Genomic DNA, 14,030 nt, shown 5'->3' with positions numbered 1-14,030 from the left:
CTTTACTCCGACTTCACGAGCTTCTCGATGGCGGCGCGCAGGGGCTTCGCCGATGTCGCATAGTCCTTCCACGGCTTGCTTTTCCTCAGCAGCGCCGGCGCAGTGCGCACGGTGTACTTCATCGGATCGAGACCGGCCTTCACCTGCGTCCACTCGATGGGCATCGATACCGGCGCGCCCGGGCGCGCGCGCGAGGACAGGGGTGCGACCGCGGTGGCGGTCCGGTCGTTGCGGAGATAGTCGAGGAAGATCCGGCCCGTCCGCTCGGCCTTCGACATTTTGATAACATAAAGTCCGGGCTCGTCCTCGGCGACCCGCCGGCAGATCTCGCGCGCGAAAGTCTTGGCCGTGTCCCAGTCCGGCGACTTCACATCGTCCTTAAGCGGCACCACGACATGCAGCCCCTTGCCTCCCGTCGTCTTGCAGAAGGGCACCAGGCCGAGCTTCCGCAGGCGCGCGGCGACCTCGCGGGCGCCCGCGATCACGGAAGTGAACTTCACGTCGGGCGCCGGATCGAGATCGAACACCAGACGGCCCGGCCGCTCCGGCTGGCCCGGCTGGCAGTTCCACGGATGCAGTTCCGTGGCGCCCATCTGCGCCACCGCCGCGAGACCCTCCACCCGATCGATCTGGAGATATGGCTTCCTGTCTCCGCTCACTTTCACTTCGGACAGGAGGTGCGAAGAGCCCGGCATGGCGTGGCGCTGGAAGAATTTCTGCTTGCCGTCGATCCCGTCGGGCGTCCGCACGATGGAGCAGGGGCGGCCGGCAATATGATCGATCATCCAGTCGCCGATCGCCTCGTAGTATTTCGCCAGCTCGAGCTTGGTGACGGGCGGCTTCTCGTCGGGCCAGAGCGGCTTATCGGGATGGGAGATCGACACACCCATTACGATGGCCCGATCCGACGGCGTGGCCGTGCCTTTCCGGCGTCCGGCCACCTGGCGCGGCGCAGGCCTGGCCATCTTTGTCTTCGCCGGCTTCGCGGCGACTTCCGCCTCGACCTCCTCGGCCGGCTTGTCGACGCGCAGCCCCTTGAAGGCCGCCTGGCGCACGTTGCCGGCGCCGGTCCAGCCGGCGAACTCGATCTCGGCCACCAGATCGGGCCGGGCCCAATGCATGTTGGCTTCCTTCGGCGGACTGGCGCCTGCGGCGAAGGGGCTGGTCTTGCTCTCCACCGCGCGCAGCTTCGGCACCAGCGAGCGCATCACGCTCTCGCCGAAGCCGGTGCCGACCCGGCCGACATAGACCAGCTTGCGCTGCTTGCCCTCGCCACGATGGACGCCCGCCAGCAGCGAACGTAGCCGGCGGCCCTCGCTGGTCCAGCCGCCGATCACCACCTCGTGCCCGGCGCGGCACTTGGCCTTGGTCCAGCTATTGCCGCGGCCCGACTTGTAGGGCGCATCCAGCTCCTTGGAGACGATGCCCTCGAGATGCATGCGGCAGGCCGATTGCAGCACCGCATCGCCGCCGGTCTCGAAATGATCGACGTAGCGCAGTCCCGGATGCCTGCCTTTCATCCCGTCGAGTAAGGACTTGAGGCGGGCCTTGCGTTCCGACAGCGGCAGGGGTCGCAAGTCTTCGCCTTCGAGGAACAGCAGGTCGAAGGCGAAGAAGATCAGATCCTCGGACTTGTCGTCGGAAAGCGCGGCCTGCAGCGCCGCGAAGTCCGGCGCGCCATGGCTGTCCAGCGCCACCGCCTCGCCATCGAGGATGCAGTCCGGCAACGTCACCGCCTGCTTGGCGATCGCCTCGAATTTCCGCGTCCAGTCGAGGCCCTTGCGGGTGCGCAGCGTGGCCTCGCCCTTCTCGACGCGAAGCTGTAGCCGATAGCCGTCGAACTTCACCTCATGCGCCCAGCCGGCGCCACCGGGCGCGCGCTCGACCAACTTGGCGAGCTGCGGTTCGACGAACCGAGGCATCGCCGCGATCTTCTTCGCCTTGGCCTTGCGCCGCGGCGCCGACGCCGTGTCGCCGCCATCCTTCTCGTCGCTCTGCCACACCGCACCCGCGCCGCGCCTCTTGCCCGACATGAAAGGCTTGGGCGCCTTGCCCGTGCCGAGCGCTATCTCCTTTAGTGTGCGGCCCGATGCGATCGACTTGGGATCCTTCAGAAGCCTGTCGCCGTCGCCTTCGTAAGCCGCCCGATCACGATGCTTGATGAGCAGCCAGTTCGTGCGACCGCCCGCCTTGGCGCCCTTGTTTCCACCCTTGCGGTCCCACTTCATGCGTACGAGGACCCAGCTTCCCTCGAGCCGTTCGCCGGCCAGGGTAAACTTGAGGTCGCCACGCTTCAGCCCCTCATGCGGGTCGCCTTCGGGAGTCCAGTAGCCACGATCCCAGAGCTGGACGGTGCCGCCGCCATACTGGCCCTCGGGAATCGTGCCTTCGAAATCGCCATAGTCGAGCGGATGGTCCTCGACCTCGACGGCCAGCCGCTTGACCGTGGGGTCGAGCGACGGACCCTTGGTCACCGCCCATGATTTGAAGGTGCCATCGAGCTCGAGACGGAAATCGTAATGCAGCCGCGTTGCGTCATGCCGCTGGATGACGAAACGCAGCTGCTTCGATTTGGGGACGGACGCCTTGCCCGACGGCTCCTCCGTCCGGGTGAAATCGCGCTTGGCGCGATAGGAGGCAAGGCTGTCCTTCCGCATGGATCACCGCTGGGGACGCACCAGTTTGTCACGCTCCCAGATCTTGTGCCGTTTCGCCGTCCCGATGAAGGCCTCGATGCCGCCTTTGCCGTCTATGGCGACGATGCCCATCGACGGGTCCGCTTCGATGCAGGCCTTGGCCAGCAACGGCTGCGTGGCGCCATTGAACCCGATCGCCTTCAGGTGCCCGAAGGCATCGCGCAGCCAGTCGATGGCGGCCGCGACACCCGTCAGTTCCTTGGCGCCGGCCTCGGACGGCAGGGCCACGACCGCGTCGAACAACACCGAGGGCGCGCCATCGAGTTGCATGTCGGGGACCAGCCCGCCTTGGAGCGTGCCGACCTTCGGCGCCACCAGTTTGAGCTGGGCGCCTTCCTTCTTCAGTGCGTCCCGCAGTTTCTTGACGGCCGACGCATCGCTGCCGTCCGTGACCAGTGCCGCGACCGTGCGGCCCTGGATGGTCTTGGGCGCCTTCGCGATCAGGCTGAGCTCCGGCGACGGATCGAGATCGTCGCGCGGGGATACGGCAGGGCTGATCTTCTCGGCCTCACCGGCCATGCCCATCGCGGTGGCGACCCGCTGGCCCAGTTCGGGTTCGATGACGTCGAGATGGCCCAGCATGCGCTTGCGGATCGCCGGGGTGACCACCTTGCTCAACTCGAAGGTGAAGGCGTTCACGATGTGCGCCTGCTCGGGCGGCGTCATCGAGCGCCAGAACTGGCGGGCCTGCGAGTAGTGGTCGGCGAAGGATTCCGGCCGCTCGCGGGTCTTCGGTCCGGCATTGGGATCGGGGAAGCTCGCGAAGCCCCGAGATGGGTTCTCGCGCGGGCTGTCGGGGGCGAGCGAGTTCGGCTCGTAGTTCACCCGGCCCGGCGGCACCGCCATGCGCATGTGTCCGTCGCGCTGGAAATTGCGCATCGGGCAGACCGGCTTGTTGATCGGGATCTCGTGGAAGTTCGGTCCACCCAGACGGCTCAACTGCGTATCGAGATAAGAATGCAGACGGCCTTGCAGCAGCGGATCGGGCGTGAAGTCGATGCCGGGGACGATGTGGCCGGGATGGAAGGCGACCTGCTCGGTTTCGGCGAAGAAATTCACCGGGTTCTGGTCGAGCACCATGCGACCGATGGGGGTGAGGGGCACGACCTCCTCGGGGATCAGCTTGGTGGGATCGAGGATGTCGAAGTCGAGTTCGTCGGCGGTCTTCTGGTCGAAAGCCTGGATGGACAGGGTCCATTCCGGGAAGTTGCCGCTGTCGATCGCTTCCCAGAGATCGCGCCGCTGATAGTCGGGGTCGGCGCCGGCGATCTTCACCGCCTCGTCCCATAGCGTGGAGAAGGCGCCGAGCGTGGGCCGCCAGTGGAACTTGACGAACGTCGACTCGCCCTGCGCGTTGACCAGCCGGAACGTGTGGACGCCGAAGCCCTCGATATGCCGTAACGAGCGCGGAATGGTCCGATCCGACATTGCCCACATCAGCATGTGCATGCTCTCGGGCATCAGCGAGACGAAGTCCCAGAACGTGTCGTGCGCCGAAGCGGCCTGCGGGAAGGCGCGATCGGGTTCCATCTTCACCGAATGGACCAGATCCGGGAACTTCATGGCGTCCTGGATGAAGAAGATCGGGATGTTGTTGCCAACCAAGTCGAAGTTGCCTTCCTCGGTGTAGAACTTCACCGCGAAGCCGCGCACGTCGCGTGGCGTGTCGACGGAGCCCGCGCCGCCCGCCACCGTCGAGAAGCGCACGAACACCCGCGTCTTCTTCTTCGGATCCTGCAGGAACGCCGCCTTGGTGAGATTCGAGAGGTTCTTCAGCGGCTGGAAGTAACCGTGCGCGCCGCTGCCGCGGGCATGGACGATGCGCTCGGGAATGCGCTCGTGGTCGAAATGCGTGATCTTTTCGCGCAGCACGAAGTCCTCGAGCAGCGTCGGTCCGCGCTCGCCGCTCCTCAGCGAATTCTGGTTGTCGGAGATCGCCACGCCCTGGTTCGTCGTGAGCGTCTGGTCGACCGATCTGGCAGTCTGGTGCGTCTCGCCGCCGGGGCGCCGCTCCTGACCGCCGCCCGAACGAGTCTTCAAATCCGCAACTTTGGGTTTCCGCACGATCATCCTCACTTTTTCGCGATTCCGGCCGCGACCTGAACGTGGCCGCGCCCAGTTCGTTGCAAGGCTCGTGAAGCGAGGGGTGAGACCGTGCGGGCTTACTTGCCGATACAGAAGTCCCGGAAGATCACGTCGAGCAACTCGTCGATCCGGACGGTGCCGGTGATCCGGCCGATCGCGCGCATGGCCAACCGGACATCCTCGGCCGCTAGGGCGACTTCGGGCGCGGACAGCGCGCGTTCCAGGGACGCCCGGCATTCGACCAGCGCCTCGCGATGGCGGGTGCGGGTGAGCGGCGCGCCGGCGCCGTCCTGCATCGAGGCCTCGGCCGACCGTTCCAGCCGGTTCAGCAAGTCGGCCAGGCCCACGCCGCCGGTCGTCGACAGGGCGACGACACCGTCGTCGGTGACGGCGGCGAGGTCGGTCTTGTTCACCACGACGATGTCGAGCGCCGGATTCCAGCGTTCGGTGGCGCCGACGATGGCGCGCATTTGGCCACGCCAGTCGCCGGACGCATCGAGCACCAGCACCCGCAGGTCGGCGGCGGCGGCGCGGGCGCGGGCGCGGCGCACGCCCTCCTGCTCGATGGCGTCGGTCGATTCGCGCAGCCCCGCTGTGTCGGCCAGCACGACCGGCCAGCCGCCGAGATCGAGATGCACCTCGATCACGTCGCGCGTGGTGCCGGCCGTTTCCGACACGATCGCCGCCTCGCGTCGCGCGAGGAGATTGAGCAGCGAGGATTTGCCGGCATTGGGCGGGCCGATGATCGCGATCGACAGGCCGTCGCGCAGGCGCTCGCCGCGCCGGTCCGCCAAGTGGCTCGCAATCTCGGCCTGCAGGGCGGCGATGGCGACCCGCACTTCGCCCGCCAGGCCCTCGGGCAAATCCTCGTCGGGAAAATCGATGGCGGCTTCGAGGTGCGCCAGCGCGCGCAGGCCGCGGGACCGCCAGTCCTCGTAAAGACGGTGCAGCGCGCCATCCATCTGCTGCAGCGCCTGCCGCCGCTGCGCCGCCGTCTCCGCCGCCACCAGGTCGGCGATCCCCTCGGCCTCGGTCAGGTCGAGCTTGCCATTCTCAAAGGCGCGGCGTGTGAACTCGCCGGGCTCCGCGAGCCGGCAGAAGCCGAGATGGGCGATGGCGTCAAGCGCGGCCCCGACCACCGCACGGCCGCCATGCAGATGTAGTTCGACCATCGGCTCGCCGGTCTCGGTGTTCGGTTCGGCGAACCACACGACCAGGCCCTTGTCGAAAGCCTCGCCGGTCGAGGGATCGAGCAGGGTGCGCAATGCCATGCGGCGCGGCGTCGGCAGGGGCTTGCGCGTGAGCCGTTCCAGTGCGTCGCCGGCGCGCGGTCCGCTCATCCGGATGACCGCGAGCGCACCGGGATGCGCGCGCGTGGGCGTCGGCGTGCCCAGCGCGTAGATCGTGGCGTCGTTCACGTCCGCCGTGGTGCGGGTTGCGCGGGGCGCGCCGGCGCGGGCGCGGCCGGCGGACGCGCCATCACCTTGTCGGCGATCTTCTCGTACACCGCTTCGGGGATGAGCCGCCGCTCGACCAGTTCGGTCTTGGCCTTGAAGGGACGCGCCCGGATGATCGCGTCGGCGCGCACCTCGCCAATCCCGTCGAGCGACATGAGATCGTCGCGGCTGGCGCTGTTGATATCGATCTGCCCGGCTGTGGCAGGCGCGGCCGGCGACGCTGGACGAGCGCCCTGGGCCGCGGCCGGTGAGATGATCGCCACCGACCCCAGCAGGGCTGCGACCGTCGCGAGGATGACTTTGAACGACATGATTCTCGGCATTATCGCACGAAATCGGTCCAATTCGGGATGGGGCGCCGCTCGAAGGGCACTTTCCAGCGGTGACAATTCGACCGCTCGATCAACTCCGCCGGCACCATGATCTCGCCCGGTACGGGCTGGCCGGCAAGATGACGAAGGACGGCCTGGGCGGCGATGGACGCGATGTTGAAGGCGCTGAAGTCGACGCTGGCCAGCATGGTCCCGCGTTCGATGTGATCGATCGCTGCCGGCAGCCCGTTGATGCCGACGACAGTTGCGGTCCGCCCGGCTTCCTCCAGGGCCTTGAGCGCCCCGAAGGCCATGACGTCGTTGGCCGTCCAGACACCGTCGATCCGCGGATGGGCCCGCAGCAACCCGGCCATCGCGGTCCGCGCGGGCGCCTCCTGCAGGTAGCCGACCCGAGATCCCACCAGCTCGATGCCGGGATGGTCTGCCAGCGCCCGCTTCAGACCCTCGGTCCGGTCCCGTGCGGTACGGGCGCCCGGCGTGCCGTCCAGCGCCACGATCTTGCCGGTGCCTCCCAGCCCCCGGAACAGGGCGCGGGCGATAGTCTCGCCCACCCGGATGTCGTCGGAGCCCACGAAGGTCACGACGGGCACAGCCATGCGGTTGATAAACACGCCGACCGGGATTCCGGCCGCGGTGATTCGCGCGACATCCTCCACCATGGCGACATCGTCGGTCGGGTTGAAAAGGACCGCATCCGGTCGCCCGGCCAGCGCCTCCGCCACCAGCGCCTTTTGCTCGCCGACATGGTCGGGCGTCGCGGGCACGTAGTGCGCCGTGAGAGCGCCGGCCTGCGCCGCGACCCTGTCCACGGCCAGCCGCGCGGCGTCATAGGCAGGATTTACGCGGTTCTTCGTGAAAACCGCGAGGATCGGAGGCCGGGTCGGAAGCGAGCGCATGGCCCTACTTTAGGGCAGCGGCGCCCTGTAGTATCCGCCGGCCATGGCCCAGCCCTATGACAACATCCCCGACCGCCGTGTCATCGTCCGGCGCCGCAAGCTCGAGGAGAGCCTTGCCCGTCTGGCCGAGGACATGCCCCCTGGTGGCGAGCCGCCGCGTGCGCCGGTGCTCGCCCTGCTGCGGGATGCCCTGACCGCCGGCCGGGCGGAGATCCGCCGCCGCTTCGAGGAGCCGGGCCCGTTGAAGAACGACGGGCCGGCAGTACTGGCGGCCACCTCCTATCTGATGGATCAGATCATCCGGGTCCTGTTCGATTTCGCCGACCAACACGCCTATCCCGCCGCCAATCCCAGCGCCGCCGAGCGGCTGGGGCTGGTGGCGACGGGCGGTTACGGCCGGGGCGAATTGGCGCCGCTGTCCGACATCGATCTCCTGTTCCTGCGCCCCTACAAGCAAACGCCGCGCGGCGAGCAGATCGTCGAGTTCATGCTCTACCTGCTGTGGGACCTCGGCTTGAAGGTCGGCCACGCGACGCGAACGGTCGAGGAGAGTCTGCGCTACGCCGAACGCGACCAGACGATCCGCACGGCGCTGCTGGAAGCGCGCTATCTCTGGGGCGATCGCGCGCTGTTCGACGAACTGCAGCGCGGCTTCGCACAGAAATTCTACATCGGCGACGGTCGCGACTTCGTCGATGCCAAGCTCGCCGAGCGCGACCAGCGACATCACCGCATGGGAGATTCGCGCTACGTCGTCGAACCCAACGTGAAGGAAGGCAAGGGGGGGCTGCGCGACCTGCACCTGCTGTTCTGGATCGCCAAGTATCTCTATCGCGTCAGCGAGCCCGGCGAACTCGTCGCCAAGGGCGTGCTGACGCGGGAAGAGGCACGCCACTTCGAGCGGGCCGAGCGCTTCTTTTCGACCGTCCGCTGCCACATCCACTATCTGACGAACCGGGCCGACGATCGCCTGTCGTTCGACCTGCAGCGCGAGATCGCCGCGCGCCTTGGCTACCAGGACCGGCCGGGCAGCCGCGGAGTCGAACGCTTCACCAAGCACTACTACCTGCATGCCAAGACGGTCGGCGATCTGACACGCATCTTCGTCGCCGCGCTCGAGGACAGCCGGCGTCGCAAGCCCAAGCTCGCTGCGCTTTGGCAGACGTTGCGGCCACGCGAGCTCGAAGGGTTCCGGCTCGATGGCGAGCGCCTCGCGGTGGCAGCGCCGGATACCTTCAACCGGGATCCGGTCGCGATCCTGCGCCTGTTCCACGTCGCGCAGGAAAACGATCTCGACATCCATCCCGCGACCCTGCGCCTGATCACGCAGAACATCCGCCTCGTCGACCGGCTGAGGAACGATCCCGAGGCCAACCGCCTCTTCATGGAAATGCTGACGTCGCGCCACGATCCGGAGACGACGCTGCGGCGGCTCAACGAGGCCGGCGTGTTCGGCCGCTTCGTGCCCGATTTCGGCCGCGTCGTCGCGCAGACGCAGCACGACATGTATCACACGTATACGGTCGACGAGCACACGATCCGCGCCATCGGCATCCTCTCGAAGATCGAGTCGGGTGTTCTGAAGGAAGACCATCCGCTGTCGGCCGACGTGGTGCACAAGATCCTGTCGCGCCCCGTCCTCTATCTCGCGGTGCTGCTGCACGACATCGCCAAGGGGCGCGGCGGCGACCATTCGGTGCTGGGCGCCGATGTGGCGATGCAGCTCGGCCCACGCCTCGGCCTGACGGCCGCCGAGACCGAAACCGTGGCGTGGCTGGTCCGCTACCATCTCGCCATGTCGGGCACCGCCTTTCAGCGCGACCTTATGGATCCCAAGACCATCGAGACCTTCGCGGCCCTGATCCAGTCGCCCGAGCGCCTGCGGCTGCTGCTGGTCCTGACGGTGTGCGACATCCGCGCGGTCGGACCGAACGTCTGGAACAACTGGAAGGCGGCGCTACTGCGCCAGCTCTACGGTGCCACGGAGCAGGTCCTGTCTGGCGGCACGCTGACCGGCGGCCGTGCCGAGCGCATCAAGCATATCCAGGGCGAGATTTCCAAACAGCTGCCCGGCTGGAGCGAAACCGACAAAGAGGAGCATTTCGCTCGCGGCTACGCCTCTTACTGGCTGTCCTTCCCGATCGACACGCTGGTCCGCCAGGCCGAACTGGTGCGCGGGGCCGAGCGTGCGAAACAGCCTCTCGCCATCGAGCATCGCATCGACGATGCGCGTTCGGTCACCGAGGTCACGATCTACACGCTCGACACGCACGGCCTGTTCGCGCGTCTCGCCGGCGCCATGGCGATCAGCGGCGCCAACATCGTCGATGCCAAGATCTTCACCCTAGCCAACGGCATGGCGCTCGACACCTTCTGGATCCAGGACCTGGAGGGCAAGCCGTTCGACGGGCCGCAACGGCTGGCGCGACTCGCCGCCCGCGTCGAGTTGGCCCTGTCCAACCGGCTCGACATCCAGAAGGAACTCGATAGCCAGCGCGGCTCCTGGCCCAAGCGCGACCGCGTCTTCACCGTCGAGCCGCGCGTGCTGATCGACAACAACGCGTCGGACACCTTCACCGTGATCGAGGTCAACGGCCGCGACCGGCCGGGCTTCCTGCACGTCGTCACGCGCGCCCTGACGCGTCTCAACCTGCAGATCGCCACTGCCCATGTCACGACCTACGGCGAACGTGCCGTCGACGTGTTCTACGTCAAGGACCTGTTCGGCCTGAAGGTCGTGAATGCCGACAAGCTGAAGCAGATCTCGACCACCGTCGAAGCCGCCATCCGCGACTTCGACACCCGCTTCGATCCGGTGGCGAAGGCGGCCGAATAGAGATGTGCGCGCGCCACTCCGGGGCGCGATCATCGTCTCGGAAAAACTAGACGCGTCCCAGAGTGGCACGCCCCCAACAGCCGTCACTCCGGCTTGAAGTTCGCTTCCTTCAGGAGCGCGGTGTTGGTTTCGACCTCCTGCTTGATGAAGGCGGCGAAGTCCTTCGGGCCGCGGGCGGTCGGGACGATGCCGAGCGACGTGGTCTTTTCGATGAAGGCCTTGTCGCTTGAAACCGCCGCCATGCCGGCGGCGAGCCGGGCGACGATCGGCTCGGGCGTGTCCTTGGGCGCCCAGACGCCGTACCAGGAGCTGAGGTTGAAATCCTTCAGGCCGACTTCGGCGCTGGTCGGGATATTCGGAGCAAGGGGCGTGCGCTCCTTCGAGGTCACGAACAGACCCTTGGCCCGTCCCGACGTCGCGAGCGGCAGCAGTGCCGTCCAGGGGTCCATGAAGAACTGGACGCTGCCGGCCATCAAGTCGGTATTGGCCGGCGCGGTGCCCTTGTAGAGGATCTGGTCGAGCGGAAGCCCGATCCGCTTCAGCCATGCGAGCATCGCGATGTGTCCGGCCGAACCGCCGGAAGAAATGGCGACAAAGAACTTCTTCGGGTCCTTGGCCACGGCCGCCATGGTGCTTGCATAGTCGTCGCCCGGCACATTGTTGTTCGCCAGCAAGACCAGCGGCGCCTCGCCCGCCTGGGCGATGGCGCGGAAGTCCGTCTGCGGATCGTAGGGGCAGGACGGGACCACCGTCTTGCCCAGTACGAACAGGCTGGCGTTGAACAGGATGGTGTAGCCGTCCGGATCGGCGCGCCGGACCATCTCGGAACCGATGGTGCCGGAGGCGCCGCCGACATTCTGGATGACGATCTGCTGGCCGAGCTTCTCCGAGAGGAACTGCGCGGTGATGCGGCCGAGCCCGTCCGTGCCACCGCCCGGCGGGTAGGGCACGATCATCTTCAGCGGCTTGTTCGGATAGTCCTGAGCAAGGGCCGGCGCGGCGAGAAACGAGGCACCCACGGCGCCCAGCACGGTCCTACGACGAAAATTCATGGAGATGCCTCGGCTCGAATGCTCAGGGTTGCACACTAACCGAAGATGCACACCCCGTGCCACGCGCCGTTTCACAGATCGTCCGTGAAACCCGCCGCTCGGCCACCTCGCCACAGGGCACGCCCAACGCACGGGAGGTGTCGAGATGCTGGCGAAGCATGGTCCGGGCCCCGGGGGCAATGGGAGCGGGAACCCCCTCCCGGTATCCGGATTTGAGCTCGACCGTGCGCTGACGGCCATCGCGCAAAGCCAGGACCACGTCGACCTGGAGATAGTCGATCGTCTCGCCCGACCGGTTCTCCACGATCAGGCTGGGCACGCAGTTGCCGTAGACGTTGGAATCGTTGCCGCGACTGACGTCGATCCCGTTGGCGGCAAGCGCCACCGTTCCCGACAAGACCAAACTCAACGCAACGAGGACTGCCTTCATGGTGACCTCCCGCTTCGTTCAGGTGGATTGCAGGCGCTGCTCCCGGCGTGTGGCCAGCATCTGCAGGATCGCAGCCGCGGTCTCCTCGATCGAGCGGCGCGTGACGTCGATGGTCGCCCACTTGCGGCGGGCGTACAGACGGCGGGCCTCCTGGATCTCGCTCTGGACCGTGTCCATGTCGGTGTAGTCCGTCTCGGTGTCCTGCTGCATCAGCCTCAGCCGGTTGACCCGGATCTGCACCAGCCGCTCGGGATCGGTGATCAAGCCGACCACCAGCGGCCGCTTGGCCTCCTCCAGCTCGACCGGCGGCGGCACCTGCGGCACCAGCGGCACGTTGGCCGCCCGCACCCCGCGATTGGCGAGATAGACGCAGGTCGGGGTCTTGGAGGTTCGCGACGGCCCGACCAGAATGACGTCGGCATCGTCGAGATCGTGGGTGGACTGGCCGTCATCGTGCGCCAGCGTGTAGTGCATGGCGTCGATCCGGTCGAAGTAGCCCTCGTCCAGCTGATGCTGGCGGCCCGGCCACTGCTCGCTCTTGGAGTGGAAATGCACCGCCAGCACGCTCATCGCCTGGTCGAGCACCCCGACACAGGGAAGCTGGAGGCGCCGGCAATGATCGCGCACCACGTCGCGCAATTCCGGGTCGACCAGCGTGTATAGGACGGGGCCGCGGTCGCGCTCGACCGCCTGCATGACCTTCTCCATCTGCGCCGGCGACCGCACCAGCGACCAGACATGTTCCTGCACGAAGATGCCCTCGTACTGGACGAGACAGGCGCGTGCGACGCTCGACACGGTCTCGCCGGTCGAATCGGACACGAGATGGACGTGAAAATTCCGGTTGGCCACGGCCCGTTTTACCCCACGGCGACGCCGGGAGAAACGCGGGATTGCCGTGAGCATTGCGGGGACAATCGGGGCTTTTGCTCGAACCGGCACGATTCCGGCCACGACTCGCCCATGCCGTCCGATCTATCGTCCCCTGCGTACACTTCGGGACGAATGATCTGGGAGTCGGGAATCAGGGTTTGGAATCGCGTGGAATCGGGACCGTCCGATCCACAGCCGCCTGGGGACCGATGACCAATAGGGCGCATCCCCACGTGCCACAGGCTCTACTACTGCTACAACCTATTATGAATAGAGTAGAAGGAAGCATGAGGGACGAGACTTGAGCGGCGGAAAATTCCTGGAGACGCTGGCCGGAAAGAGGCATCCGACGCCACCGATCTGGCTGATGCGACAGGCGGGTCGGTACCTGCCCGAGTATCGTGCCGTGCGCTCGACCACGCGCTCGTTCCTGGAATTCTGCTACACGCCCGACAAGGCCGTCGAGGTGACGCTGCAGCCCATCCGCCGGTTCGGGCTCGACGCGGCGATCATCTTCTCGGACATCCTCGTGGTGCCGGACGCGCTCGGCCAGAAGGTCTGGTTCGCGGAGGGCGAGGGGCCGAAGCTCGAGGCACTGACCGACCCCTCGCAGTTCGGACGCCTGTCCCGGGCGCGGCTGCAGGAGCACTTGGCGCCGGTCTACGAGGCGATCCGCCGGACCCGCGCGGAGCTGCCCAGGGAAACCGCGCTGCTCGGGTTCGCCGGCGCACCGTTCACGCTCGCCTGCTACATGATCGAAGGCGGCGGCAGCAAGGAATTCGGCAAGGTGAAGAAGTGGGCCTATGCCCATCCCGAGTCCTTCAAGCTGCTGATCGATCTGCTCATCGACGCGGTCGTCGATCATCTCGGGCATCAGGTCGACGCGGGCGCCGATGCCGTCCAGCTTTTCGATTCCTGGGCGGGCGTGCTTCCGGAGGAACAGCTCTTCCACTGGTCGCTCGATCCGATGGTTCGGATCGCCAAGGGCCTGCGGGTGCGTCATCCACACGTGCCGATCCTTGCCTTCCCGCGCGCCGTCGGTCCGGCGGCGCTGATGTATCGCCTGCCCGAGACCTTCAGTGCCCTGTCGCTCGACACCGGCATCGGCGCGCACTGGGCTGCCAAGGAGATCCAGCCGCACATCTGCGTGCAGGGCAATCTCGACCCGATCATGCTGGTCGCCGGCGGCGAGGCGATGGAGCGCGAGGCCACGCGCATTCTCGACAAGCTCGGCCACGGTTCCTACGTGTTCAATCTCGGCCATGGGGTCGTGCCGCAGACTCCGCCCGACCATGTCGCGCGGCTGGTCGAGATCGTCCGCAACTGGAAGCCTTCGTCATGATCCTCCCCATTCGAATGGGGAGGTAGTGGCG

10 protein-coding genes are annotated in these 14,030 nt (G+C 66.9%); 2 read left to right on the top strand and 8 right to left on the bottom strand.

All coding sequences use genetic code 11. From position 1 onward, the window contains the following. Window positions 1-2 precede the first annotated feature (2 nt). The 5 genes from ligD to LJ725_RS08900 all read right to left on the bottom strand — a co-directional run bounded on the left by ligD (window position 3) and on the right by LJ725_RS08900 (window position 7,466). Window positions 3-2,657 carry a DNA ligase D gene (gene ligD / locus LJ725_RS08920; protein WP_230550304.1) on the bottom strand — a complete coding sequence of 885 codons (2,655 nt, stop codon included), beginning with the start codon at window positions 2,655-2,657 and terminating at the stop codon, window positions 3-5. Window positions 2,658-2,660: 3 nt separating this feature from the next. Further along, a complete protein-coding gene (locus tag LJ725_RS08915) occupies window positions 2,661-4,766 on the bottom strand; it encodes a catalase (RefSeq protein ID WP_408015731.1) in 2,106 nt (701 codons plus the stop codon). Between the two features lie 92 nt (window positions 4,767-4,858). Continuing rightward, window positions 4,859-6,199 (bottom strand): tRNA uridine-5-carboxymethylaminomethyl(34) synthesis GTPase MnmE, encoded by a 1,341-nt coding sequence (mnmE, locus tag LJ725_RS08910; RefSeq protein ID WP_230550302.1) that lies wholly within the window; start codon window positions 6,197-6,199, stop codon window positions 4,859-4,861. Further along, the gene (locus LJ725_RS08905; RefSeq protein ID WP_230550301.1) at window positions 6,196-6,549 is read right to left on the bottom strand and encodes a ComEA family DNA-binding protein; all 354 of its coding nucleotides are present in this window, start codon (window positions 6,547-6,549) and stop codon (window positions 6,196-6,198) included. The genes mnmE and LJ725_RS08905 overlap by 4 nt, the downstream gene beginning before the upstream one ends. A gap of 11 nt (window positions 6,550-6,560) precedes the next feature. Further along, window positions 6,561-7,466 carry a sugar ABC transporter substrate-binding protein gene (locus tag LJ725_RS08900; RefSeq protein ID WP_230550300.1) on the bottom strand — a complete coding sequence of 302 codons (906 nt, stop codon included), beginning with the start codon at window positions 7,464-7,466 and terminating at the stop codon, window positions 6,561-6,563. Between the two features lie 43 nt (window positions 7,467-7,509). Here LJ725_RS08900 and LJ725_RS08895 point away from each other — a divergent pair, with 43 nt between their 5' ends. Continuing rightward, on the top strand, window positions 7,510-10,302 hold the full coding sequence (locus LJ725_RS08895; protein ID WP_230550299.1) for a [protein-PII] uridylyltransferase: 2,793 nt from the start codon (window positions 7,510-7,512) through the stop codon (window positions 10,300-10,302). Window positions 10,303-10,385: 83 nt separating this feature from the next. Here the strand turns inward: LJ725_RS08895 and LJ725_RS08890 are convergent, their stop codons facing one another. Genes LJ725_RS08890 through LJ725_RS08880 form a run of 3 tightly spaced genes read right to left on the bottom strand, consistent with a single transcriptional unit; the run spans window position 10,386 to window position 12,636 of the window. Continuing rightward, window positions 10,386-11,354, bottom strand: a complete 969-nt coding sequence (locus LJ725_RS08890) for a Bug family tripartite tricarboxylate transporter substrate binding protein (RefSeq protein WP_230550298.1) — start codon at window positions 11,352-11,354, stop codon at window positions 10,386-10,388. Between the two features lie 22 nt (window positions 11,355-11,376). Beyond that, complete coding sequence (locus LJ725_RS08885) at window positions 11,377-11,784, bottom strand: hypothetical protein (RefSeq protein WP_230550297.1); 408 nt, start codon at window positions 11,782-11,784, stop codon at window positions 11,377-11,379. An 18-nt stretch (window positions 11,785-11,802) separates the two neighbouring features. Then, window positions 11,803-12,636: a pyruvate, water dikinase regulatory protein gene (locus LJ725_RS08880; protein ID WP_230550296.1), complete on the bottom strand. Its 834-nt coding sequence runs from the start codon at window positions 12,634-12,636 to the stop codon at window positions 11,803-11,805. A gap of 322 nt (window positions 12,637-12,958) precedes the next feature. Here LJ725_RS08880 and hemE point away from each other — a divergent pair, with 322 nt between their 5' ends. Next, complete coding sequence (gene hemE / locus LJ725_RS08875; RefSeq protein ID WP_268990558.1) at window positions 12,959-13,999, top strand: uroporphyrinogen decarboxylase; 1,041 nt, start codon at window positions 12,959-12,961, stop codon at window positions 13,997-13,999. Window positions 14,000-14,030: the final 31 nt, after the last annotated feature.

The sequence above is a fragment of the Reyranella aquatilis genome, assembly GCF_020880995.1.
GTDB classification, from domain to species: Bacteria; Pseudomonadota; Alphaproteobacteria; order Reyranellales; family Reyranellaceae; genus Reyranella; species Reyranella aquatilis.
This window is presented reverse-complemented; position numbering and strand designations above follow the sequence as displayed.